Consider the following 25,023-nt stretch of genomic DNA (forward strand, 5'->3'; position numbering starts at 1 on the left):
CGTATCGCACTCGGCGCCCCCGTCCCCCTCACACAGGAAGTGGATTTGACCATGACATCGCACCGCGCCAGACGCCACGTCGCCGTGATCCTCGCGGCGGCCGCGGCCCTCGTCGTCACCGGCTGCACAGCCGAGAAGAAGAACGACGCGAAGAGCGGCCCGTCCGGCGCCCCCGCCGCGCCGCCCGCGCCCAAGGTCGCCCCCGGCGTCACCACGGACAGCATCAAGATCGGCATCACCTACCCGGACCTCGACTCGGTCAAGCAGTTCGTCAACATCGACCACGGCCCCTACGAGGCCGCCTACAACGCGCTGATCAAGAAAATCAACGACGCGGGCGGCATCAACGGCCGCAAGATCGTCCCGGTGTTCGGCAAGATCAACCTCATCTCCCCGGCAGCCGCCCAGGAGACCTGCGTCAAGCTGACCCGAGACGAGAAGGTCTTCGCCGTCCTCGGCAACTTCAACGGCGACGAGCCCCTGTGCTACGTGCAGACGAACAAGACCGCGGCCATCGGCGGCCAACTGACCACCAAGCGGTATGGGCAAGCCCAGGCCCCGTGGTTCAGCGACACCCGCGGCGGCGACGAGGCGGGGGAAGGGATACCCCTGTTCAACAAGGACAACGGCCTCGCCGGCAAGAAGGTCGCGGTGCTGTCCAACGTCAACGAGCAGGGGATCATGAAGGACACCGTGATCCCCGCGTTGCAGAAGCTCGGCGTCACCCCGATCGAGACCGCCGTCCTGGACGCCCCGGCCACCGACGCCGCCGCCATCGGCCAACAGACCGGCGTGTTCATCCAGAAGTTCCAGGCCTCCGGCGCCGACACCATCGTGGTCGTCGGCAGCATGGCCGCGTCGTTCCCGCAAGTCCTGGAACAAACCAAGTACCGCCCCCGGCTGCTGTTCACCGACAACCTGCAGGTGCAGGCGTACGCCAATGACAAGGGCAAACACGACTTCACCACCCTCGCGAATGCGGCCGCTCTCGGCCTGAACACCCAGTGGAGCGAGGCCGCCAATCAGGACTGCATGAACACGGTCGAGGCGGCGCTGCCAGACTTCAAGGGCAAGCTGACCGTCGACCCGGCGTCGCTCTCCGCGGGCACACCCACTCCGCAGGTCGCCCCGAACGTCGCATGCCGCAACCTCGCCCTGTTCAAGGCCATCGCCGACAAGGCCGGCAAGGACCTCGACTACGCGACCTTCCAGAACGCCGGTTTCACCCTCGGCGCCTTCCAGGACCCGGGGTTCGCCGACAAGGCCACCTACGCACAAGCGACGCCGCACGGCGCCATCCCCGCGCGGCTGTTCACGTACGACCCCGCAACCCGGAAGTTCACGGTGTCCGCGTCCTGACCCTGAGCCACCGCCACACCGTCGCCCGATCGTGCCCGGTCACGGTCGGGCGACGCCGGTCTGCCATCACCTTCGCTCCGCGAGACGCGTCGTCGGTTCCCGATTCCGGCCGACGGTAGTGCTCGCCTCCGCGGGGTGGTCGCGCAAGCGATCGCTCAGCGACGAAGACCTCGCGCTCGCGATGGCACTCGTGGGCTCCACCGTTGTCGATTGCGCCCTCCTGAAGCCGCGCCGCCGGCCCGTGGGCGAGACGTTGCCGGGCCTGCGGACCGGGTTGGCGAACATGTCGGCAGACGACGGCGAACACGCGAAACCCGTGGCGGGAAGGTCCTTCCGCCGTCCATGAGCGTCTCCACGACATGGTCATCGAGCGAACCGTGGACGCCGTCGCGTGGCTCGCTCTGACCGTCGCATCCGAGCCCTGGCTTGTTCCCGCACGGTGCTCCGATCCCGGGGCCTGATCGACAGGCCGGATCGCCCACCTGCCATCGGTGCGTACTCCCGTCGAGCCGGATGTCGACACCCGGAATGAAGGCACTTCTCGAAGCCGGCGTACCGAGTCCGACTGCACGAGCCCCTCGCCGATGGCCCGGTTGCCACCGACCTGCCCGTCCGAAATCGTCTTCGCGAACGATGGTGTCCTGTCCGATCGCTGCGCAGTCTCCTTCCACAGGGTGCGTGGCGGTGCAAGCGGAGTTCCCTCTCAGGGCATGCCGAGATACCTGTCTCTACTCTGTTTTGTCGACTAGGGTTGCGGAACCTTCCGTTGTCGCGCCGTCGAAAACGCCACTCGGAAAATTGAATCGTTTCATATCACAGTGAGGACCAGAGAGTGACCGCATCGCTCCCCGCCGCACCCGCCGTGACCGCGCCGCGGTTCGAGCATCACCGGCATCCCCTGGGCATCGGTCGAGACCGACCCCGGCTCTCCTGGGCTACCGACACGGAGACGCCCGACTGGCGGCAGTCCCGGTTCGAGGCGGAGTTGCTCGGAGTCGAGGGTGACGTGCGCTCGCGGGTGGCCGTCGAGGACGACGAGAGCGTCCTGCGACCGTGGCCGTTCGCGCCACTGGTCTCGCGCGAGCGCATGGGGGTACGCGTCCGCGTGACCGGCACCGACGGCATCGCCTCGACGTGGAGTCCCGTGGCGTGGGTCGAGGCGGGGCTGTTGTCGGCGCAGGACTGGTCCGCGTCGTTCATCGGCCCCGACTGGGACGAGGACGCCGGACAGGACCAGCCCGCGGTGCTGTTGCACCGCGACTTCCGGGTGCGCCCCGGGATCGCCACCGCCCGCCTGTACGCCACCGCGCTGGGTGTCTACGAAGCGGAGATCAACGGGCGCCGGGTCGGTGCGGACGTCCTGGCGCCCGGATGGACCGCGTACGACAAGCGGTTGCGCTACCAGACCTACGACGTCACGCACCTGCTCCGCGAGGGGGACAACGTCCTCGGTGCCGTGCTGGGCGAAGGTTGGTATCGCGGCCGCATCGGTTTCGACGGGAAGTCCCGCGCCCTCTACGGCGACCGCCTGGCCCTGCTCGCCCAGTTGGAGATCGGCTACGCCGACGGCAGCACCGAACGTGTCGTCACCGACGCGGAAGGCGCTTGGAAGGCCGGCACGGGACCGATCCGCCGCAGCAGCATCTACGACGGCGAGACCTTCGACGCCCGCGTCCCGCCCACGCATCGGCACGGCGTGCGCGTGGAAGTACGTGACCTGGCCACACTCGTCGCGCCGCAGGGGCCACCCGTTCGACGCGTCGAGGAGATCGCCCCCCTCGAGGTGCTCACCTCACCGTCCGGGAAGACGATCCTCGACTTCGGGCAGAACCTCGTCGGACGGCTGCGCATCACGGTGCGCGGCGCCGCGGGCGACGAGGTCCTCATGCGCCACGCCGAGGTGCTGCAGGACGGCGAACTCGCCGTTGGCCCGTTGCGCACCGCCGAAGCCACCGACCGCTACATCCTGCGCGGCGGCGCGGAGGAGACGTACGAGCCGCACTTCACCTTCCACGGTTTCCGCTACGCGGAGGTCACCGCGGGGCCCGGCGTGCTCGACCCCGATGCAGTGCGCGCGATCGTCATCCACTCGGACATGGAGCGAACCGGCTTCTTCGAGTGCTCCGACGCGTTGGTCAACCGCCTGCACGAGAACGTGGTTTGGGGCATGCGCGGCAACTTCGTGGACATCCCGTCGGACTGCCCGCAACGCGACGAACGCCTGGGCTGGACCGGTGACCTGCAAGTCTTCTCCCCCACCGCTTCCTACCTCTACGACAGCGCGGGATTCCTCACCTCCTGGCTCGCCGACCTGGCCGCCGAGCAGGGCGCGAACGGCGTGGTGCCGTTCGTGGTGCCCAAGTGCGTTCCCGGCGCGGACTCCCCGGCCGCGGCCTGGGGCGACGCGGCCACCTTCGTGCCGTGGGTCCTCTACCAGCGCTACCGGGACGAGGGGGTGCTGGCCGCGCAGTTCGACAGCATGCGGGCCTGGGTGGACCACGTCGGTTCGCTGGCCGGCGAGAGCCGGTTGTGGGACACCGGCTTCCAGTTCGGCGACTGGCTCGACCCGACCGCGCCCCCGGAGCGTCCCGAGGCGGCCAAGGCCGTGCCCGAACTCGTCGCCACCGCGTACTTCGCCCGCTCGACGGAACTGCTCGCCCGCACCGCCGCGGTACTCGGCCGCACCGCCGACGCCGCCCACTACGCGGCGTCGGCGGCCGAGATCCGCGCGGCGTTCCAGGCCGAGTACGTCACACCCGCCGGCCGCATGCTCGCGGACGCGCCCACCGCCTACGCCCTGGCCATCGAGTTCGCCCTCCTGTCCGACGAGACGCAACGCCGACGCGCGGGCCGACGCCTGGCCGACCTCGTCCGCGCCGGGGGCTACAAGATCAGCACCGGCTTCGTCGGCACCCCGCTGATCTGCGACGCGCTCGCCGAGACCGGACACTTGGACAGCGCCTACCGGCTGCTGCTCCAACGCGAGTGCCCCTCGTGGCTGTACCCGGTCACCCAGGGCGCCACCACGATTTGGGAGCGCTGGGACAGCCTCCGTCCCGACGGAACGATCAATCCCAGCGGCATGACGTCCTTCAACCACTACGCGCTCGGCGCCGTGGCCGACTGGCTGCACCGCACCGTCGCCGGCCTCGCCCCGGCCGAACCCGGCTACCGGCGCCTGCGCATCGCTCCGCGCCCCGGCGGCGAACTCACCCACGCCAACGCTCGGTTGCGCACGCCCTACGGAAACGCCGAGGTTTCGTGGACCCTCGACGGCCGCGACCTCAGCGTCACGGCCGTCGTCCCGCCCAACACGACGGCCGAGGTCGATCTGCCGTACTCCGACGAGCCCGGCCCAACGGTCGGCTCCGGCCGCCACACCTGGCACGTGACCGTGCCCGAGACCGACAAGACCCTCCCGCCGCTGTCCCTCGACACCACCGTCGACGAACTGATGGACCGACCGGAAGCCCTGCACGCCTTCAAGGAACTCCTCGTCCATCACTTCCCCGAGGCGGCCGCCTACATCGATCAACCCAACGGAGCGACCGGCGGCGTCAGCGTCGCGGCGGTCGGCGCGATGCTCCCCAACGGCGAACGGTTCCTGGCCGACCTCGAAGAGCGATTTCACGGTCTGAACCGACAAGACCACGATCACCCGGCCTGATCCGCCCGCGGTCCGACGCGCCGACTCGGTCACGCCCCCGCACCGACGTGTCGGTGCGGGGGCGTCCCAATGAGCGGTGCCGATGAACCTTCGTCACTGGTGCGTCTTCACATGAATCGGTGAACGACGCTCGGCCGAAGACGAGCCGTTTTCGAAGGCTCCGTGCTCATCTTCATCTCGCTGATGACGTGCACCACTAGACATGATGTCCATCCATAAGCCATCGTGGCCATTCATCATCGGATCCGCAGCGCATGGGCCGTCTCGTCGCACGGATCGTGGCGCAACAAGCGAACGTGCCGACGCCGTCCCACCACACCCCGGCTCGAGAGGAACAACGCACCATGAAGACCCTGAAAGGCCGCGTTGCGGTTGTCACCGGCGGTGCCAACGGCATCGGTCTGGGCCTGGCGACGCGATTCCTCGCCGAGGGCATGCGTGTGGTGATCGCCGACAACGACGACACCTCGCTCAAGCGCGCCGCGACCGCGCTCGACGGCCTCGGCGACGTGCTCGGCGTGCGCACCGACGTCACGGAGGCCGCCTCCGTCGAGGCGCTGCGGGACGCGGCACTCGACCGATTCGGCGCGGTGCACGTGCTGTGCAACAACGCAGGCGTCGGCGGTCTGCAGCGTTTCGCACGCACCACGCTTGCCACGTGGGAATGGACCCTGGGCGTCAACCTGCACGGGGTGATCTACGGTTGCAACGCGTTCCTGCCGGTGCTGGCCGAGCAGGACGAGGCGCACATCGTCAACACCGCGTCGATGGCCGGGTTCGTTACCGGGCCTTACATGTCGCCCTATTACGCCACCAAGGCCGGCGTCGTCGCCCTGTCCGAATCGTTGGCGGCGGAGTTCGCCACCGAGTTCCCGCACATCGGCGTCTCGGTCCTGTGCCCGGCCTACACCGCCACCGACATCCGCCACGACGAACGCAATGCCCCCGTCGGGCACATCCCGCGCTCGCGGACCGATCCCGACCTGGACGACCGCCGCGAGGAAACCTACCGCAACATCGAAAGCGGCCTTGCGACCGCCGACATCGCCGACTTGGTCGTCCGCGGCATGGCCGAACGCAGGACGCACATCTTTCCCCATCCTGAATGGGTCGACTACTTCCAGCAGCGAGCCGCCGCCATTGCCGCCGCGCTCGACTGAACCGCGCGTGGCGGCCGACTGCCTCCGCCCGCCGACGGTCGGAACCTTTCGCCCGATAACCGCAGGCGCCCCTGAGTCGCCGGCATGTGACCTCCGCCCTGCGGTCACGCCGAGTCCGGTGATCAGGGGGATGGTCCAGTCCGGCGGGAACGTACAGGCCGCCGTCGCGGGCACGGGTCACCGACCAGGCCAGGCCCTGCAGATGGGCGTGCGTTCCCGGCCGACGAGGCGAGCCCGCCAACGACCGGGCGAAACGAGCGGTACCGCTCCCCTCGTTGGCTGGGAGTGATGCGGACGCTGCAGCGCACGTACTCGGGAGGCGCGTCCAAACCGGCGACGGTCTGCGGCACCCAGCCGGCGCCGAGCCCGGACGGCTGCGAGACCGGGCTCCGCGATGATCAGCACGCCGTAGCAGAAGCCGTGGGAGCGAAGCCTCGGCGCGGGTGGCGGTCAGTCGACATCGGTTGCCGCGTCGGCGAACTGGGCGGCGTAGAGGCGGCTGTAGGGACCCTCGGCTGTGACCAGCCGATCGTGTGGCCCCTGTTCGACGATGGAACCGTTCTCCATGACGACGATGGTGTCGGCGTCGCGGATGGTGGACAGGCGGTGCGCGATGACGAACGCGGTGCGGCCCGTGCGCAGTCCGGCCATCGCCTGCTGGATCAGCACCTCGGTGCGGGTGTCGACCGAGCTGGTCGCCTCGTCGAGGATGAGGATGGTCGGCTCGGCGAGGAACGCCCGTGCGATCGTGAGCAGTTGCTTCTCTCCCGCGCTGATGCCGGAGCCGCCATCGTCGTCGAGACGGGTGTCGTAGCCGTCGGGGAGGGTGCGGATGAAGCGATCGGCGTGGGCCGCACGGGCGGCGTCGACGATTTGCTCGCGCGGGGCGTTTTCGGCGCCGTACGCGATGTTCTCGGCGATCGTTCCGCCGAAGAGCCAGGTGTCCTGGAGCACCATGCCGATGCGCGAGCGCAGGTCCGCGCGGGACATGGACGCGATGTCCACGCCGTCGAGGGTGATGCGGCCGCCGGTGACCTCGTAGAACCTCATCAAGAGGTTGACCAGCGTGGTCTTGCCCGCGCCGGTGGGGCCGACGACGGCCACCGTGTGGCCCGGTTCGGCAACCAGGGTGAGGCCGTCGATGAGGGGCTTGTCGAGCGTGTACCGGAACGACACGTCCTCGAACGCGACACGTCCTCCTCCGTTCGGGGGCCCGGCGGCCGGCCGCGGATCGGGCACCTGTTCGGGCGCGTCCAGCAGTTCGAAGACGCGCTCGGCGGACGCGGCTCCGGACTGGACCATGCCGAGCATGCCCGCGAGCATGCCCAGCGGCTGGCTGAACTGGCGCGAGAACTGGATGAACGCCTGCACGTCGCCGACGGTCAGCGCGCCGGCGGCCACCCGCAGACCTCCGACGGCGGCGACCAACACGTAGTTGAGGTTGCCGAGGAACATCATCAGCGGCTGGGTGAGCCCGGACGTCGCCTGCGCCTTGCGGGCCGCCTCGTACAGGCGCTCGTTCTCCGCATCGAACGCGGCGATGGCCTGTTCCTCCCGGCCGAACGCCTTGACCAGCGCGTGGCCGGTGTACATCTCCTCAATGTGCGCGTTGAGCCGACCGGTGTGCCGCCACTGCCGGGTGAACTCCGGCTGCGACCGCTTGCCGATCCACGCCACCGCGAGGACCGACAGCGGCACGGTGAGCAGGGCGATCAACGCGAGCAACCACGAGACCAGGAACATCACCGCGAGCACGCCGACGATGGTGAGCAGCGAGACGACGAGTTGGCTGAGGACCTGTTGCAAGCACTGGGCGAGATTGTCGATGTCGTTGGTGACGCGGCTGATGATCTCGCCGCGCCGTTTGTGGTCGAAGTAGTCCAGCGGGATGCGGGCGAGTTTGGCTTCGACGTCGCGGCGCAGGCGTTCGGCGGCGCGTTGTACGGCGACGGTTGCCAGGCGGGCCTGGAGGACACCGCACACCCCGGCCGCGAGGTATACGGCGGCCGTGCACCCCAGGACCCGGGCCAGGGCGGCGAAGTCGATGCTGCGGCCGGCGCTGTCGTCCAGGGTTCCGCTGATGACGAGGTCGGTGGCGTGGCCCAGGAGTACGGGACCGGTGACGGTCAGGCCGACGCTCAGTGCCCCCAGCGCCAGGACACCGGCGAACCGGCCGCGGCTGCGGGTCAGCATGGCTGTGGTGCGCCGTGCGGTGGCCGCGAAGTCGGCCGACCGGTCGGGGCGTTGCGCTGGGGCCTGCTTCCCGTGCGGCGGCTTCACGGGTGTGTCGCGTGTGGCCGGTCCGTCGCGGTTGGCCGGTCGTCCGCCCAGGGGCGGGCGCCGGGCCCCGGTCGTGTCGGGGCCGTCGGTGTCCGTGCCGGTCACGCCGCCTCCGTATCGGTCATCTGGGAGGCAACGATCTCCCGGTAGGTGTGGTTGCCGGCGAGGAGTTCGGCGTGCGTGCCGGTGCCCCGGATGCGTCCCTCGTCGAGCACGATGATGCGGTCCGCGTTGCGGATGGTGTTGACGCGTTGGGCGACGATGAGGACGGCGGCGTCCGCGGTCCGGCGTGCGAGAGCCGCGCGCAAGCGGGCGTCGGTGGCGTAGTCGAGGGCGGAGAACGAGTCGTCGAACAGGTAGATCTCGCGGCGTCCCACCAGGGCTCGCGCCATGGCGAGACGCTGCCGTTGCCCGCCCGAGACGTTGGTGCCGCCCTGGGCGATGCGCGCGTCCAGCCGGTCGGGCAGCGCCTCGACGAAATCCCGGGCCTGGGCGATCTCCAGGGCTTGCCACAGCGCGTCGTCGGAGGCGTCGGGAGCGCCGTATCGCAGGTTGGAGGCCACGGTTCCGGAGAAGAGGAAGGGCCGTTGCGGGACGTAACCCACGATGCGGGTCAGCACTGCGGGGTCGAGGTCGCGAACGTCCACCCCGCCGAGCAGGACGCGTCCGGCGGTCGCGTCGGACAGCCGGGGGATCAGGCCGAGCAGGGTGCTCTTCCCGCTTCCGGTGCCGCCGATGATCGCGGTGGTCTCCCCCGGCCCGGTGGTGAAGGAGATGGCGTTCAGGACGCTCTCCTCCGCGCCCGGATATCGAAAGCAGACGTCGCGCAGTTCGACGTGGCCGCGGCGGGCCAGTCGCCGAACCGGGTTCTCGGGCGGCGTGATCGAGCCTGCGGTGTCCAGAACCTCGACGATGCGGCCGGCGGAGACTTCGGCACGGGGAATCCAGAGCAGCATGTACGTCGCCATGACCGCGGCCATCAGCATCATCAGCAGGTAGCTGAGGAACGCGGTCAGCGCGCCGATGGTCATCTGCCCGGAGTCCACCCGCCGCGCGCCGAACCACAGGACCGCAACGCCGGCGACGTTCGCGATCGTCATGACCGCGGGGAACATCAGCGCCATCAGCCTCCCGACTCGCGTGGACACCTCCGTGAGGTCGGCGTTCGCGGTGGCGAAGCGGCGGCTCTCGTGGTCCTCCCTGACGAACGCCCGGATGACGCGGATCCCGATGATCTGTTCGCGCATGATGCGGTTGATGGTGTCGACGCTGTTCTGCATCGCGTTCGACAGCGGTGCCAGGCTGCGCAGGATCACGCCTATGGCGATCCCGAGGACGGGCACCACGGCCACGAGCGCGAGCGAGAGCGGCGGGTCCTGCGCGACCGCCAGGACGATTCCGCCGACGCACATGAGCGGCGCCGACACCATGAGGGTCAGGGTCAGCAGCACCAGCATCTGGACCTGCTGGACGTCGTTGGTCGTCCGTGTGGTCAGCGACGGCGCACCGAAGCGGCCCATCTCCTGGGCCGAGAACGACTGTGCCTTGACGAACACCGCCCTGCGCAGGTCGCGTCCGAGCGCCATGCCGACACGCGCACCGATGCGGGCTGCGGCGTACGTACACAGCAGTTGCAGCAGCGCGACCGCGCCCATCACGGCGCCGACGCCGACGATGTAGCCCTGGTCGCCTTCGCCGACTCCGCGATCGATAATGCGGGCATTGAGGTTGGGCAGGTACAACGTCGCCGCCGTCTGGACGAGTTGCAGCAGCATCAGCAGCACGACTGCACGCGAGTAGGGGCGCAGGTGTCCCCGTACCAGGCGGATCAGCACACACGGCCTCCGAGCACGGTGCAGCACGACTGCACGTTGATCGTGTAATCAATACACAAAATGGAGGATCGAGGCAAGTTCATGCGGCGTGGCCGTCGGGAGTGAGGGTGGCGGCAAAGCGGCCCGCGCCGCCGACAGTTCGGCGAGCCGGCACCCCAACTGATCAGCAAGCAGGTCTCACTCGATGACCCGTCCGCGGTGCTCACCGGTAGCACCGCACACGACGGCACCTCCGGCACGGTTCTCCTCCGGCTCGACCACTGAATTCGGCTGCCCGCCACGCCCATCATCCGTCTCAGCGGTACGTGTGGTCCCCCGGGCCCGCGCGGAACGTACGGCCGTCGGGAAGACGTACGTCGGCCTCCGTGCCGGGCGGGACGGTCACCACGAGGCTGAAGACCCCGTCGTCGATTCGCCAAGCGGAAGCGATGGTGCCGTACGGGGACTGAAACTCCGCCTCCGCCCAGGTCAGTCCCCCGCCCGGCACGGGAGCGATCTCGAACCTGCGGTAGCCCGCGGTCGGCGAATCGGGGTCGGCAGGGGGGCGAATGCCGGCGAGGCGGGTGTGCAGGAAGGAGATCACCGCGCCCTTGCTGTAGTGGTTGAGCGAGGCGTGGGCCACGCCGACTTCGTCGATGCCGTTCCAGTGCTCCCAGATCGTGGTGGCGCCGCGGTCGACCATGGTGAGCCAGGACGGTTCCGTGTCCTGGAGCAGGAGTTCGTAGGCCACGTCCGGATACCCGGTGTCGGCAAGGACGGGCAGCAGATACGGGGTGGCGAGAAACCCGGTGCCCAGATGTGTGTCCGCCTCCCGGATCAGGCCGACGAGCCGCTCGCCCGTGGCCGGGCGCAGGTGCTCGGGGACGAGGTCGAACGCGAGCGCCCGCACGTAGGTGGCCTGCGTGTGCGGCGTCAACGAGCCGGATTCGCCGATGAACTCCGCGCGCCACGCGTGCAGGGTGCGTTCGGCGAGTCGGGCGTACCGCTCGGCGTCCTCGCCGTGGCCGGTCAGGGACGAGATCCGGGACAGCAAGGAGGCCGATCGGTGCAGGTACGCGGTGGCCACCGCCCCGTGGTCGGCGGCACGGAACGCGTTCTCGTCGACACCGGGCTCGGTCCACTCACCCCAATGGAAGCCGGCGTCCCACAGGAACTCCTCGTGCGGCGCCGCTTCCGGACGCGCCGCCTCGCGGCTCGGGTGACGCCGCGTGCGAGCGCGTTCGGCGGCGAAGTCCACCCACCGAACCATCATGGGCCGGAACTCGGCGAGCGCGTCGAGGTCGCCGTACGCGCGCCACAGTTCCCACGGCACGATCACCGACGCGTCGCCCCACGCGGACGATCCGGCGAACATCTCCAGGATCTCGGCGGGCAGATGCTGCACGGCGCGCCCGCCGGGATCGGGGGCGAAATTGGTCAGGCACCCGTCGTCCCACTGGTCCACGGCCAGGTCGCGCAGCCACTTGACGGAGAATCCCGCCACGTCGTAGAGGAACGCGGCGGTCGGCACGTACAACATCCAGTCACCGGTCCAGCCCGCGCGTTCACGCTGCGGGCAGTCGGTGGGGATGTCGCACGCGTTGCCGCGGAAGCTTCGGTCGGCGATCTCGTGGAGACGGTTGATCCGGTCGTCGCTGCATCGGAAGCGGCCCGTGCGGCGCAGGTCCGTGTGCACGACGACGCCACTCACGTCATCCGGCGAGAGAACGTCGCGGGCGCCCTCCACACGGACGTACCGGAAGCCGTGCGTGGTGTGTCGCGGCTCGAATACCTCACCCGGCCGGTCGCCCGAGACGACGTGGTCCACCTGACCGACGGGCAGCGGTTCGAAGGTTTGGAAGTCATGTCCGCGCAGGTGATCGGTGGTGACATCGCCGTCGGCGTCGAGTGCTTCGCCGTGGGTCAGGGTCAGCTCGGCGTCGGCTGGGACCGTGAGTCGGACCCAGCCGTTGATGTTCTGCCCCAGGTCGACGACTTGGCGGCCCGACTCGAGAACCGTGATCGAGCGCGGGCGGATCTCCTCGACGCGCCGCACCGGCGGGGCCGGAGAGGCGGTCAGCCGGGCGAAGTCGTCGTACAGGCCGCCCGACGCGACGGTTGCCTTGGTCCATTCCGAGCCGTCGAAACCCGGCGCGGACCACCCGGGTGTGGCGCGACGCAGGTCGTGGCGCTGGCCGTCCATCAGGTCGGCGGCGATGATCTCGGCGGTCGACGTGGTCCACGAGTCGTCGGTGCCCAGAACGGTGACGCTTCCGTCCTCGTGCTCGGCGTGCAGTTGGAACAGCAGCGCGGTGCGCTCGCCGAAGCTGTCGGCGATGCGCATCGCACCGGCCCGGCCGCGGAACCACCCGTCGGACAGGACGGCTCCCAGTGTGTTCGCGCCCTCGGCCACGAGTTCGGTGACGTCGTACGCCTGGACGTGGAGGTTGTCGCGGTAGGCGGTGTAGCCGGGGGTCAGCTCCAGGTCCCCGACGCGCTTGCCGTTGAGGAAAGCCTCGTAGATTCCGTGCGCGGTGGCGTACAGGCGGGCACGGATCGCCGGGGTCGCGAGCAGGAAGTCCCGGCGGAGCAGGTGCGCCGGGCGCTCACCCGCCGGCGGGCGCGGTTGCGGGTCGCGGGGTTCGATCCATCGGGCCGTCCAGTCCTCGGCTTCCAGGAGCCCGGCCTCCCACGACGACTCCTCGGACCACGGGCTCTCGCCCAGGTCGGTCCACACCTTCACTTGCCAACCGACGCGCTCCCCTGACCGCGTCCGGGGCCCGGCGTACGGCACCAGCACCGAACGCTCGTTGTCGACCCGCCCCGAATCCCACGCGTCGGTGCGTAGCCGATACGCAAACTGCCGGGAAGAACCCACGGGCAGCAGCCAGGACAACCGAGGGCGCCGGACGTGCAGCCCCAACGGGGATTCGAGGTGCTCGACGCGGAGGTGGTGGGGGGCGACCATGTGCGCTCCAGTGGCGGCGTGGATCAACAACGGCGGAGGGGTGAATCGTTTCATACCATCAATGCAAAGACTGACGAGCAGAGCGCACCTGTTGCACAAATCATCCTCACCGCTCGAGTCCACACCCTGCGTCGTGCGCACCCCTGCGCACCCCCCGGGGAGGCGTGACCACTTGGACACAAAACTTCATCTCGAAGAAACCTGGTGCTCCATGGTTTCTCGATCTAAGCTCAATCCACTTCCCTGACGCTCAAGTGGACTCCCCAATCCATGAGCAAGGGCGCGGGAACGTTATGAATCGTTTCAATCACATCTCAAGGCCCGGATGTGGGCCACGCGCCCTGTAGGCCGGTTTTCCCGCCTCGGCGGATGCACGTACAGTCCATGGAGGACGCCCTCATGAGCACCACCACAGCGCTTTCGGACCACCTCGACGAGCCGCCCGGCACTTCGCCGGACGGCGTGGAGGAACGCTCGAAGGCATACTACGTCCTCCTGGTCGTCGCCCTGGCCTGGCCGACCGTCGTGTTGTCGATGTCCGGGCTGCTGCTGGGCAATGCCCAAGTCCTGATCGCGCAGCACTTCCACACGACCCAGATCGCCTGGTTCACCTTGATCACCACGCTGGTGAGCACCATGAGCGTGCCGTTCCTGATCAAGGCCGCCGACATGTTCGGCAAGAAGCGCGTCATGGTCGTCGCGTCCGTGGTCGGTGTCATCGGCGAGACCCTGTGCGCGCTCGCGCCGACCTGGGGACTGATGCTCTCCGCACGCTTCCTGGTCGGCATCTACGCGGTCGTCACGGCCCTGACGTATTCCATCGTCCGCGACGTGTTCCCGGCCGGATGGGTGGGCACGGCAACGGGCGTCGTGGCGACCAGCGCGGGACTCACCGCCCTGGCCGGGCCGTGGTTGTCCGGCTGGCTCCAGGACAACCACGGCTTCCGCGGCGTGTTGTGGTTCCTCGCCGTCAACAGCGTCGTCGCACTCGTCCTGCTGCTGCTGGTCGTCCCCGAGAGCCCGCTGCGCGCGGCCCGCACATCGTTCGACTGGTTCGGCGGCCTCCTGCTCGGCGGCAGCGCGACGGCACTCGTGTACGGCATCGGCAAGGGCGCCGAATGGGGCTGGACCGACGCGTGGACGCTCGCCTACCTGATCGGCGGCGTCGCCGCCTTCGTCCTGTTCCTGGTCGTCGAACACCGCGTCGCCCATCCGCTCCTGGACGTGCGCCTGCTGCGCGAGCGTCGGCTCCTGCTCGTCCTGCTCTCCGGTGGCATGGCAAGCGGAGTGCTGTTCTCCACCGGCACCATCAACCAGCTCCTGGCGCTGTACCCGAAGATCCCGGGCATGTCCGACGGTCTCGGATACACGGCGACCGAGAACGCCGCCCTGGGCGTGCACTCCAGCATCCTGCTCCTGGCATGCGGTGCCGCCGTGGGGCTGCTCGCCAACCGCTACAGCGCGAAGCTCACCCTTGTCACCGGCCTCGCGCTGGCGGTCGCCGGCGTCCTGGTCACGTCCGCGAATCATTACGAGAAGTGGCAGTTCGTCGTCTTCGGCCCGCTGTTCGCCGTCGGCATGGGCCTCGTGCTCGCCTCTACACCGATCCTGATCATCGGCGCAGTCAAGCCCGAGGACCAGACGACCGCCAACGGCGTCGGCAGCCTGCTGACCGGCGTCCTCGGTGCCATCTCCACACAGGTGATCTTCTCGATCCTCAACGACGACGCCAACGTCGTCCAAGGCACCGCGCTGTACACCGACGACGGCTACCGGACGGCCTACCTTGCCGGCGCGGCCATGCTCGCAGTCGCACTCGTCATCGCCCTGATGATCCCCAAGGTCCGCACACCGGTCGAGGCCGCCACCCAGGCACAGGCCGGCACCGCGCCCCACACCCGCCGCTGACGCCCGGTCGGGGCACGACGCCATCCGATCGAACCTGCACTCCGGCCCACCGCTCACAAGTCTCAGGGAGCTAGACATGGAACGTTTCACCGGCAAGCGCGTCCTCGTCACCGGCGGCGCGTCCGGCATCGGACAGGCCACTGTCGCGCGCCTGCTCGCCGAAGGGGCCCGAGTCGTCGCCGTCGACGTCGCCGAGGAAGGTCTGACCGAAACGGTCACGCGCGCCGAAACCGCCGGCGGCGCCGAGCGGCTGACCACCCGCGTTCTCGACATCTCGAACGAGAGCGCGGTCAACGCGATCGTCTCCGACAGCGTGGACGAACTCGGCGGCCTCGACATACTCGTCAACGCCGCCGGAATGCTGCGAGGCGCCCACACCCACGAGTGCGAGCTCGCCGCGTGGAATCGCATCATCGCGGTCAACCTGACCGGCACGTTCCTGGTCACCCGTGCTGCGCTGCCCGCGTTGCTGAAGACCGGCGCGGGCGTCGTGGTGAACTTCAGCTCCACCTCGGCCTCGTTCGCGCATCCCTACATGGCCGCCTACTCCGCCAGCAAGGGCGGCATCCAGTCGTTCACGCACAGCATCGCCCTCGAATACGCCAAGCAGGGCCTGCGGGCGGTCTGTGTGGCGCCGGGCAGCATTCGGAGCGGCATGACCGAGACCACGCTCCAGCACCTCCCGGAGGACGTCGATTTCGAGCTGTTCGCCAAGCTGCAGCCCGCGCTCGGGCAGGGCTTCGCACCGCCGGAGACGGTCGCGGGAGTGATCGCGATGCTCGCATCCGACGACGGCGCGTTCATCACCGGCACCGAAATCCGCGTCGACGGCGGAACCCACCAGTAGGCGCTGGTGCCCTGGGCGACCCGGAGCCGTCCCCGTCCAGGGCACCACTTGGATCGCGAAAGGGGCCCTGCCCATGCCGAGCAAGGCTTTCGCTCTCATGGAGAGCATCATCGAAGCAGGCCACAAGTCCCCGCCCCCGGCCGACCGGGCAGCCGAACGACGGCAGCAGGCCGAACTCTCCTCCATGTACCGGGCTGTGCCGGGCGTTCACGACGAGCCGGCCGGGGCGTTGGAGCAGGGGTCGTACCTGATGACACCGGACGCTCCCCGCGAGGACATGGTGGTCCTCTACATCCACGGCGGGGGCTTCCGGTCGGGCACCGCCGGCATGGCCCGGGCGATCGGGGCCCACCTTGCCCTCGGCACCGGCGCACGCGTCGTACTCCCCGAGTACCGGCTCGCCCCCGAAGACCCCTACCCCGCCGGGCTGGACGACTGCACCGCGGCGTTCGAATACGCCGCAACTCTCGCGCCGCGCGTCGTGGTCGCCGGGGAGTCGGCGGGGGCCAACCTCGCCTTGGGTGTCCTGCTGCGCCTGGCCGCCGACGACGACCCCCGGGCCCTCGCGGGCGTGCTCTACTCCGGCGTGTTCGACCAGCGCGGCGAGCGGTACGAATCCGGAAGCTGGGTCGACCGCCGGGACACCGACCTCGTGCTCCAGGGCATGGACGGCTCGATGAGCCGCGACTACCTGGGTGCGCACGCCGCCGATGACCCGCTGATCTCCCCCGTACTCGCCGATCTGCAGGGGCTCCCCCCGTTGTTCGTCCAGGCGTCCGCCGCGGAGCGCCTTCTCGACGACTCGCTCGATCTGGTGGCTCGGGCCGCCCGAGCCGGTGTCCACGTCGAGCTGGAAGTGTGGCCCAAGTTGAGCCACGCGTGGCAGATCACGGCGGGGTTCCTCCCCGAGGCCACGGAAGCCGCCACCCGCACCGCCGCGTTCATCAACCGCGTCGCCGAAGGCCGCATCGTCGACGGCGCCGCCCTCTTGGGCGGCCCGGCAAGCCTCGCCGAAGTCATGTCGGGGCAGACGCGTGTGGGCCCGGCAGGCGCCGGGCCCACACGCGTTTTCAGAGGTGCTCAATCGCCGACCGGCACCATCCAGGGTTCTGGGCCGTGAACTTCTTCGACCCGGTCGAGTTCCAGGAGTTCGGCTGCTGTCAGGGTGCCGTCGTCGCGGAGGGCCAGGATGCCCGGGTCGCGGGGCAAGCCATCGTCGGGCAGTCCGGGAGACACGGCCCCGGTCCGCGTGTCTCGGGCGGCGGGCAGGCGGCCGACCAGGTCCGGCAGGGTCCGGCTCAGTGGCCCGGTGAGCGTGGGCCCGATAGTCCGTCAGGTTGTCGGCGAGCAGTTCGGCGAGACCGGTGTCGTCTGGCTGCTTCGCGGCGTCGACCAGCGCCGAGGGACAGGCCATGCGTGGGATGGGGTCAGCTTGGGGGCGGGGCGGGTCAGCGAGCGCGGCGCTCGGCCAGCCGCTGTGCGGCAGCGTCCCAGGCCTGCGCGCTGCGGGGCAGGTAGGTACGCAGAGTCTGGGTGCGGCGGGTCAGCGAACGCAGCTGACCGAGTGTGCCGTGGACGACGCCGTGGGCTCGGGCTTGGACCAGGATGTTGCCGATCGCGGCGGCCTCCACCGGTCCGGCGACCACCGGCAGGCCGCAGGCGTCGGCGGTGGCCTGGCACAGCAGTGCGTTCTGCGCACCGCCGCCCACGATGTGCACGGTGTCGACCCGGCGCCCGGACAGACGTTGCGCGTCCGCGATCGCCTCGCGGTGGGCCAACGCCAGGCTGTCGAAGATGCATCGCGTGAGTTCGGCGGGGGTGCTCGGTTCCGGATCTCCGGCAGCCGTGCAAGCCTTCGTGATGCGGCGGGGCATGTTGTCGGGGGCGAGGAAGCCGGGATCACCGGCGTCGATGATCGACCGGAGCGGCGGCACATCGGCGGCCGCTGCCAGCAGCGACGTGAGGTCTTGCGGCCGTCCCTCGCGGGTCCACTGCCGCATGCACTCCTGGAGCAACCAGTGGCCCATGATGTTGCGCAGGTAGCGAATGGTGCCGTCGACGCCGAGTTCGTTGGTGAAGTTGGCGCGGCGACTGTCCTCGGTGCGGACCGGCACATCGAGTTCGAGGCCGACGAGCGACCAGGTGCCGCTGGAGATGTAGGCGAAGCGGTTGCCCTCGGCAGGCACGCCGACGACCGCCGAAGCGGTGTCGTGCGAGCCGACCGCGGTGACCGCGACCGGGCCTGCCAGGCCCGCCTGGGCCAGCACGTCGTCGCGCAGGAATCCCGTGTGATCGCCGGGCTTGCGCAGCGGCGGGAACAGCGCGGTGTCGATGCCGAGGCGGGTGGCCACGTCGTCGGCCCACTGCCCGGTGGCCGGGTCGAGAAGCTGGGTGGTGGAGGCGTTGGTGATTTCGGTCCCGGACACGCCGGTCAGCCAGTACGCGAGCAGATCCGGGATCAGCAGCACTCGGCGCGCGGCGGCGAACTGGGGAGTGCCGCGGGCTGCGACAAGCTGGTGGACGGTGTTGAACGGGGCGTGCTGGATGCCGGTCGCGGCATACAGCTCGGCTGCAGGCACCGTCTCGTAGACCAGCTCGGGGATGCCGTCGGTGCGAATGTCGCGGTAGTGCACGGGGTTGCCGAGGAGGGCGCCGGATGCGTCCAGCAGGCCGAAGTCCACAGCCCACGAGTCGATGCCGACTCCGGCTATCGGTCCTGCCGACTGCCCGGCGGCGCGCAGGCCCTCCAACACCCCCGCGTACAGGTTCAGAATGTCCCAGTGCAGTACACCGCCGACACTCACCGGCGTGTTGGGGAACCGGTGGACCTCGGTGAGGTCGACGGTGTCGGGCCCGACCCGGCCGACTATCACTCGTCCACTGGACGCGCCGAGGTCCACTGCGGCGAAACCGGCGGGCTGATCGGGATGGGACATGGCAGCCTCGGCAATCGTTTCGGTTCACGTCTGGTGTGGTGCGAACATGCCGCTCACCGGCGAACTTCACCCGCCGGGAGCGGCACGGACGTTCTTCCTGTCGCCGGTTCGACTCGGCGCGCTCGGCACTCTCAGCGCAGGAAGGCGGCGGCGACTCCGGCGTCCACCGGGATGTGCAGCCCCGTGGTGTGCGAGAGGTCGCCTCCGGTCAGGGCGAAGACCGCGTTGGCGACGTGTTCGGGAAGCACTTCGCGCTTGAGCAGGGTGCGTCGGGCGTAGAACTCGCCGAGCTTGTCCTCCTCGACGCCGTAGACGGCGGCGCGCTGTGCGCCCCAACCGGCGGCGAAGATGCCGGACCCACGCACGACGCCGTCCGGGTTGACGCCGTTGACGCGGATGCCGTGCTCGCCGAGTTCGGCGGCCAACAGGCGTACCTGGTGGGCCTGGTCGGCCTTGGTGGCGCTGTAGGCGATGTTGTTCGGCCCCGCGAACACGGCGTTCTTGGAGGCGATGTAGACGATGTCGCCGCCGAGTCGCTGGTCGATCATCAGTCGGGCGGCCTCGCGCGAGACCAGGAACGAGCCGCGGGCCATGATGTCGTGCTGGAGGTCCCAGTCACGGGCGGTGGTCTCCAGCAGCGGCTTGGAGATCGAGATGCCGGCGTTGTTGACGACCAGGTCCACACCGCCGTAGGCGAGGGCGGCCTCGGCGAACGCGGCCTTGATCCGCTCCTCGTCGGTCACATCCACCGTCACCGCCACCGCCCGGTCCGAGCCGCCGAGTTCGGCCGCGACGGCAGCCGCGTTCCCGGCGTTCACGTCCGCGACCACCACGCACGCGCCTTCGCCGGCGAGGCGTTGCGCGATGGCCTTGCCGATACCGGAGCCGGCACCGGTGACCAGAGCCACCCGGCCGGCGAGCGGCCTGGGCTCGGGCAGCCGGGCGAGCTTTGCCTCCTCCAGTGCCCAGTACTCGATGCGGAACTTCTCGGCCTCCTCGATCGGGGCGTAGGTCGAGACCGTCTCCGCGCCGCGCATCACGTTGATCGCGTTCACATAGAACTCGCCCGCCACCCGGGCGGTCTGCTTGTCCTTGCCGTACGAGAACATCCCGATGCCGGGCACCAGCACGATCGCCGGGTCGGCGCCGCGCATCGCGGGCGAGTCCTCGGTCGCGTGACGGGCGTAGTAGGCCGCGTACTCCTCACGATAGGACGCGTGCAGTTCGCGCAGGCGCGCGGCCACCTCCTCGAGCGGCGCCTCGGGCGCGGTGTCGAGGACGAGCGGACGCACCTTGGTGCGCAGGAAGTGGTCCGGGCACGAGGTGCCCAGGGCGGCGAGCCGCGGGTGTTCCGCACGGGCGAGGAAGTCCAGCACCACGTCGGCGTCGGTGAAGTGCCCCACCTGCGGCCGATCGGTGGAGGCCGACCCGCGCAGCAGCGGCGCGAGTTCCGCCGCCCGGGCGTGGCGCCGCGGCTCGGGGAGCGGCGCATACCGGGGCAACGGCTCTCCGAACGGGTGCCGGGCGGGGTCGAACCGCTGCGCGATGAACGCCTCGGCGGTGCGGACGATGTGCAGCGAATTGGCTTGGCACTCCTCGGAGGTGTCCCCCCAGGCGGTGATGCCGTGGCCGCCGAGGACGCAGCCGATCGCCCGCGGGTCGGCCGCCTTGATCGCCGCGATGTCCAGGCCCAGTTGGAAGCCGGGGCGTCGCCACGGCACCCACACCACCGTGTCGCCGAAGCACTCGGCGGTCAGTTTCTCGCCGTCCGCCGCGGTGGCGAGTGCGATCCCGGAGTCGGGGTGCAGGTGGTCCACGTGTGCGGCGTCGAGCAGGCCGTGCATCGCGGTGTCGATCGAGGGCGCGGCGCCGCCGGTGCCGTGCGCGCAGAAGTCGAACGCGGCGACCATCTCGTCCTCGCGATCGACGCCCGGGTAGACGTCGGCCAGTGCGCGCAACCGGTCCGGGCGCAGCACGGCCAGGCCGCCCGCGGTGAGGGTGCCCAGGTCGCCGCCCGAGCCCTTGACCCACATCAGTTCGACCGGGTGGCCGGTGACCGGGTCGAGTGCGGTGCCCTTGGCCGAGGTGTTGCCCCCGGCGTAGTTGGTGTTGCGGGGGTCGGCGCCCAGGGCGTGGGAGCGGTTCAGCAGTGTTTCCACCACCGGGTTCGTGGGTCGCTTCATGAGGTTTTCCTGAGAAGGTGAGGCGGTCCGGGAGGACCGGGTACGGCCGGCGGCGTGCCGATGGCTCGGAAGGAGTGTCCGCCCCGCTCTTGGGGACGCTCCGGCCATCGATCGGGAACTGCGGTCATCGCTGGGTGCGGCCTGTCGGTGGGGGCTGTTCGGGCGGCGAAGTGCCGGTCACGACGGGACGAGGGTGGTCGGTCGATCGCGGTGGTCAGGCACCCCAACCGGCCTGGGCACCGCCGACCCGCTCGGCGCGGATGCGCTCGGCGTGGCCGGATGCCGCGTAGGCGGCCATCGGGTCCGGCGCCAGGCCCAGTTCACCGCGCAGGTCGGCGAGCAGCGGGCGTACGTCGGTGTTGTACGCGTCCATCAGCACCGCGTTCGCGCCGAGCACGTCGCCCGCCCGTTGTGCGGCCTCCAGCGCCTCGGCGTCCACGAGCAGCGCCTTGGCGGTCGCTTCCTGGACGTTCATCACCGAGCGGATCTGGCCGGGGATCCTCGGCTCGATGTTGTGGCACTGGTCGAGCATGAACGCGACCTCGGTGCCCGCGTCGAGCCCGCCGCCGCGTACCACCTCGTGCATGATGCGGAACAGCTGGAACGGGTCGGCCGCCCCCACCATCAGGTCGTCGTCCGCGTAGAACCGCGAGTTGAAGTCGAACGCACCGAGTCTGTCCTCGCGCAGCAGCAGCGCGACGATGAACTCGATGTTCGTGCCCGGCGCGTGGTGGCCGGTGTCGACGACGACCTTGGCCCGCTCCCCCAGTTTGAGGCAGTGTGCGTAGGCCGTGCCCCAGTCCGGCACATCAGTCGTGTAGAACGCGGGCTCGAAGAACTTGTACTCCAGGATCATCCGCTGGTCGCCGCCCAATCGCGCGTACACCTGCGCCAGAGCCTGCGCCAGCCGGTCCTGACGCGCCCGGATGTCGTCCTGGCCCGGGTAGTTCGTGCCGTCCGAGAACCACAGCTTCAGGTCCCGGGAGCCCGTCGCGTCCATCACGTCGACGCACGCCAGCAGGTGATCGGTCGCCTTGCGGCGGATCCGCGGGTCCGGGTTGGTCACCGACCCCAGCATGTAGTCGTCGTCCTGGAACACGTTGCTGTTGATCGCCCCGACGGTCACCCCGTGGTCCTTGGCGTACTCCGCCAGCGCCGCGTAGTCGTCCACCCTGTCCCAGGGAATGTGCAGCGACACCGACGGCGCGATGCCGGTGAAGGCGTGCACCCGGGCCGCGTCGGCCAGCTTCTCGAAGGGATCGCGCGGCACCCCCTGCTGTGCGAACACCTTGAAGCGGGTCCCGGAGTTCCCGTACGCCCACGAGGGCGTCTCGATCCGCTGCGCCTTCAGCGCGGCACGCACCGCGGTCGTGGACGCCATCTCGACTCCATTTTTCGTGAGACCATTTGAATGAAACGTTTCAATTGCGCGTAAGCTATCCGCGAATCAGACCGCTGTCAACGGGAACGCCGTGAGCGCGGAATGCCGCAAAGTTCGGCCATTCGGTGGCTGCTCCGCGCCGCCGCCTACCATGGATCAACGGCCGGGGGTCGGCTTGAAACGATGGCGGAGGCGAGGCACGTGGCAGGCAAAGCGGGTATCAAGGACGTCGCGCGTGTGGCCGGGGTCTCCGTCGGGACCGTCTCGAACGTCATCAACAACCCCGAACTCGTCTCCGCCGACACCCGGGACCGGGTGCGCGCGGCCATCGCGCAGTTGGGGTACGTCCGCAGCGAGACCGCGCGTCAACTCCGCGCCGGACGCAGCCGCATCGTCGCCATGCTCGTCCTGGACCTGGCCAACCCGTTCTTCGCCGAGGTGGCCAAGGGCGCCGAACGCGCGCTGCGCGAGGTCGGTCTGGGCGTCATGGTCTGCAACAGCGCGGGCAGCAGGGACGAGGAGACCGACTACCTCTCGCTCTTCGCCGAACAGCGGGTCCGCGGCGTGCTGGTGACCCCCGCGGACACCAGCCGACGGACCGTCGAACTCCTGCGGGCCAGGGGCATCCCGTTCGTACTGGTCGACCGCGCCCTGCCCGCCGATCAAGGCTGTTCCGTCTCCGTCGACGACGTCCTCGGCGGGGCCATGGCGGTTCGCCACCTGGTCTCCTCCGGACACCGGCGAATCGCCTACGTCGGCGGTCCCCCGCACCTCGCCCAGGTCCGCGACCGATTCGCCGGCGGCCTCGACGCCATCCGCGAGAGCGGGCTCGCCGACGACGCACTGACGTCGATCGAATCGGACCGCCCGGACGTGGCCGCGGGCCGGGACGCCGGAGCCCGGCTCCTGGGCATGTCACCACGCCCGACCGCGGTGTTCTGCGCGAACGACCTGCTGGCTCTCGGCCTGCTGCAATCCCTGTACGCCGCCGGCGTGCGGGTGCCCCACGACATCGCCCTGGTCGGCTACGACGACATCGAATTCGCGGCGGCCGCCGCCGTCCCGCTGTCCTCGGTACGCCAGCCCGCCGCGCGCATCGGCCGCACCGCCGCCGAGCTGCTGCTCGCCGAGACCGACGCAACCACCGACGACGAACACACCCACCGGCGCATCGTGCTACGGCCGGAACTGGTCGTCCGCGACTCCAGCCGCCGGGCCGCCCGAGTCGCCGACTGAACGAGGCCGGACCGGCCCGCCGGTCCGGCCCTTGTCGGGCGAGTACCGTCGCAGCAGCGGTCGCCGTTCACCGCCGACGCGTCAAGCGTCATTCGGGTCCACCCGGCCGGCCGTCGACTCGCGGACGACCAGGCGCGTAGCGGGCTCGTAGCGCGTCGGGGGCAAGGCCCGGTCCTGCGCTTCTCGCAGCGCCACTTCGGCCATGAACCGGCCTGCTTGCACCGCGTCCATCCGCACACTCGACAGCGACGGCACGAAGAGCGCGGCCAGCGGGCTGTCGTCGTGCCCGATCACCGCCAGGTCGTCGGGGATCCGCAGCCCGGAGCGCAGCGCGGCACTCGCCACGGCCGCGGCGACGTCGTCGTTGTACGCGACGACCCCGGTGACTCCGGCCGCGTGCCACTCGCGCACGGCCTCGACCGCCGACCGATCCGCAGGCCCGACCGCGCGCATCTCGGCGAGTTCGACGCCGAGGGCACCCGCCCGCTTCCCGGCGACCGAGACCCGGGCCCGCACCAAGTCGGCTATGCGAGGGTCCGCCGAGCCGGCGAAGGCGAGCTTGCGGTGGCCCAGGTCGCAGAGGTGGTCGACCTGCAGCCGAGCTCCTTCACCCGCCCCGGAAACCTCGTCGAACGGGACCTGCGCGTCCGGGCGCGGCACGATGCGGGTGATCCCGGCGGCGCGCATGGACGCAACGTCCTCCTCGTCGAACCGAGCCCAGCCGATGACCACGTCGGGGCTCAGTGCTTCCCACAGCGGACGGGCGACGCGCGCGGACGAGTGGGTCTGCGTCACGAGCGAGTACCCCGCCTCGTCCAGGGCGCGGGAGGCTTCCTCGAGATACGTCCGCACGCTGAAATCGACGGGCCAGTCCGGCAACATCAGCAGGATGATCCGGCTGCGGCCGCCGGCGAGCGCCGTCGCGGCCTTGTTGGGCCGGTAGCCCAGTCGAGCGGCGGCGTCGAGTACGCGCGCCCGGGTCCCTTCGGAGATCGTCTGCCCTGCGGTGTTATTGAGGACGAAGCCCACCGTGGCGCGGGAGACGCCGACGGCCCGGGCGATGTCCGCCGCCGTGACCCGGCGCGGCGGTGCCGACTCGGGCACTGATCCCCCTTTGCTCCTCGAGGCCGCTTGCGTTATGTCGGCCCGCGAGCATAACGTACCCGACATCCACCACTAGCGCGCGCTAGTCCTTGTGGCGGCCGACGTCGGAGCGACCGCCCCGTCCTGTCGACGCTTCGCCGGGAAGCGCGCAGTGCAAGCCGTCGCCCGTCCCGAAAGGAC

14 protein-coding genes are annotated in these 25,023 nt (G+C 69.9%); 7 read left to right on the forward strand and 7 right to left on the reverse strand.

The features are described 5' to 3' along the window. The first annotated feature begins 51 nt into the window (after positions 1-51). The 3 genes from ACZOOI_RS30180 to ACZOOI_RS30190 all read left to right on the forward strand — a co-directional run bounded on the left by ACZOOI_RS30180 (position 52) and on the right by ACZOOI_RS30190 (position 6,186). The gene (locus tag ACZOOI_RS30180; RefSeq protein ID WP_465282737.1) at positions 52-1,359 is read left to right on the forward strand and encodes an ABC transporter substrate-binding protein; all 1,308 of its coding nucleotides are present in this window, start codon (positions 52-54) and stop codon (positions 1,357-1,359) included. An 832-nt stretch (positions 1,360-2,191) separates the two neighbouring features. Continuing rightward, positions 2,192-5,026 carry a family 78 glycoside hydrolase catalytic domain gene (locus ACZOOI_RS30185; RefSeq protein ID WP_465282738.1) on the forward strand — a complete coding sequence of 945 codons (2,835 nt, stop codon included), beginning with the start codon at positions 2,192-2,194 and terminating at the stop codon, positions 5,024-5,026. 344 nt (positions 5,027-5,370) lie between these two features. Continuing rightward, on the forward strand, positions 5,371-6,186 hold the full coding sequence (locus tag ACZOOI_RS30190) for an SDR family NAD(P)-dependent oxidoreductase (RefSeq protein WP_465282739.1): 816 nt from the start codon (positions 5,371-5,373) through the stop codon (positions 6,184-6,186). Positions 6,187-6,636: 450 nt separating this feature from the next. On the opposite strand, the gene ACZOOI_RS30195 is transcribed toward ACZOOI_RS30190, so the two are convergent. The 3 genes from ACZOOI_RS30195 to ACZOOI_RS30205 all read right to left on the reverse strand — a co-directional run bounded on the left by ACZOOI_RS30195 (position 6,637) and on the right by ACZOOI_RS30205 (position 13,302). Next, the gene (locus ACZOOI_RS30195) at positions 6,637-8,571 is read right to left on the reverse strand and encodes an ABC transporter ATP-binding protein (RefSeq protein WP_465282740.1); all 1,935 of its coding nucleotides are present in this window, start codon (positions 8,569-8,571) and stop codon (positions 6,637-6,639) included. Continuing rightward, positions 8,568-10,301 (reverse strand): ABC transporter ATP-binding protein, encoded by a 1,734-nt coding sequence (locus ACZOOI_RS30200; protein ID WP_465282741.1) that lies wholly within the window; start codon positions 10,299-10,301, stop codon positions 8,568-8,570. Before ACZOOI_RS30200 ends, ACZOOI_RS30195 begins: the two co-directional genes overlap by 4 nt. 295 nt (positions 10,302-10,596) lie before the next feature. Then, positions 10,597-13,302 carry a family 78 glycoside hydrolase catalytic domain gene (locus tag ACZOOI_RS30205; protein ID WP_465282742.1) on the reverse strand — a complete coding sequence of 902 codons (2,706 nt, stop codon included), beginning with the start codon at positions 13,300-13,302 and terminating at the stop codon, positions 10,597-10,599. 345 nt (positions 13,303-13,647) lie between these two features. Here ACZOOI_RS30205 and ACZOOI_RS30210 point away from each other — a divergent pair, with 345 nt between their 5' ends. From ACZOOI_RS30210 to ACZOOI_RS30220, 3 genes are all read left to right on the forward strand, one after another. Continuing rightward, complete coding sequence (locus tag ACZOOI_RS30210) at positions 13,648-15,156, forward strand: MFS transporter (protein ID WP_465282743.1); 1,509 nt, start codon at positions 13,648-13,650, stop codon at positions 15,154-15,156. A gap of 76 nt (positions 15,157-15,232) precedes the next feature. Next, positions 15,233-16,003: an SDR family NAD(P)-dependent oxidoreductase gene (locus tag ACZOOI_RS30215; RefSeq protein ID WP_465282744.1), complete on the forward strand. Its 771-nt coding sequence runs from the start codon at positions 15,233-15,235 to the stop codon at positions 16,001-16,003. A gap of 73 nt (positions 16,004-16,076) precedes the next feature. Continuing rightward, positions 16,077-17,123 carry an alpha/beta hydrolase gene (locus ACZOOI_RS30220; protein WP_465282745.1) on the forward strand — a complete coding sequence of 349 codons (1,047 nt, stop codon included), beginning with the start codon at positions 16,077-16,079 and terminating at the stop codon, positions 17,121-17,123. Positions 17,124-17,451: 328 nt separating this feature from the next. Here ACZOOI_RS30220 and ACZOOI_RS30225 read toward each other — a convergent pair whose 3' ends face one another. The 3 genes from ACZOOI_RS30225 to rhaI all read right to left on the reverse strand — a co-directional run bounded on the left by ACZOOI_RS30225 (position 17,452) and on the right by rhaI (position 22,503). Continuing rightward, a complete protein-coding gene (locus ACZOOI_RS30225; protein ID WP_465282746.1) occupies positions 17,452-18,939 on the reverse strand; it encodes a rhamnulokinase in 1,488 nt (495 codons plus the stop codon). A gap of 131 nt (positions 18,940-19,070) precedes the next feature. Next, complete coding sequence (locus ACZOOI_RS30230) at positions 19,071-21,122, reverse strand: bifunctional aldolase/short-chain dehydrogenase (protein WP_465282747.1); 2,052 nt, start codon at positions 21,120-21,122, stop codon at positions 19,071-19,073. Between the two features lie 214 nt (positions 21,123-21,336). Next, on the reverse strand, positions 21,337-22,503 hold the full coding sequence (gene rhaI, locus ACZOOI_RS30235; RefSeq protein ID WP_465282748.1) for an L-rhamnose isomerase: 1,167 nt from the start codon (positions 22,501-22,503) through the stop codon (positions 21,337-21,339). A 201-nt stretch (positions 22,504-22,704) separates the two neighbouring features. Between rhaI and ACZOOI_RS30240 the strand changes: the two genes are divergently transcribed. Further along, positions 22,705-23,739, forward strand: coding sequence for a LacI family DNA-binding transcriptional regulator (locus tag ACZOOI_RS30240; RefSeq protein ID WP_465282749.1), 1,035 nt, complete (start codon positions 22,705-22,707; stop codon positions 23,737-23,739). 81 nt (positions 23,740-23,820) lie between these two features. Here ACZOOI_RS30240 and ACZOOI_RS30245 read toward each other — a convergent pair whose 3' ends face one another. Continuing rightward, a complete protein-coding gene (locus ACZOOI_RS30245; RefSeq protein WP_465282750.1) occupies positions 23,821-24,843 on the reverse strand; it encodes a LacI family DNA-binding transcriptional regulator in 1,023 nt (340 codons plus the stop codon). Positions 24,844-25,023 lie beyond the last annotated feature (180 nt).

It is taken from the genome of Embleya sp. L77, assembly GCF_055557415.1.